Annotated in this window: 1 protein-coding gene; it reads left to right on the top strand. The window is 50.7% G+C overall.

All coding sequences use genetic code 11. The features are described from left to right. A partial coding sequence (locus tag KVT34_RS29800) for a beta-ketoacyl [acyl carrier protein] synthase domain-containing protein (RefSeq protein ID WP_217563249.1) occupies nucleotides 1-511 on the top strand: 511 nt, incomplete at both ends.

Raw genomic sequence — 511 nt, 5'->3', positions numbered from 1 at the left:
TAGGTTTAAGTCAGGCAGGGATGCTGTCGAAGGACGGTAAATGCTATACCTTTGATGAGCGTGCGAACGGGATGGTGCCAGGAGAGGCCGCTGCTGTAGTGGTATTAAAGCGGTTATCCAAAGCGGAGGCGGATGGGGATCGGATCTATGCTGTAATTCAGGGCAGCGGGGTGAACTACGATGGAAAGACCAATGGGATTACAGCGCCAAACGGAGTATCCCAAAGCAATCTGATCAAAGGCATACACGAGCAGTATCAAGTTAATCCGGAGGAAATCGAGTATATTGTTACCCATGGAACGGGAACCAAACTAGGAGACCCGGTTGAAATCAATGCGTTGAACGAAGCCTTCAAAGGCCGCACCGAAAAACAAAGATACTGTGCCCTGACTTCAACAAAGACGAATTTTGGCCATACACTGGCGGCTTCCGGATTGGTAAGCCTGATCTCCCTGGTGCAGGCTCTACGGTATGAGACCATCCCGGCGAGCCTGCATTGCGAAACCGAAAA

The organism is Paenibacillus sp. GbtcB18 (assembly GCF_019091125.1).
In the GTDB taxonomy this organism is placed as follows: Bacteria; Bacillota; Bacilli; order Paenibacillales; family NBRC-103111; genus Paenibacillus_F; species Paenibacillus_F chitinolyticus.
This window is presented reverse-complemented; position numbering and strand designations above follow the sequence as displayed.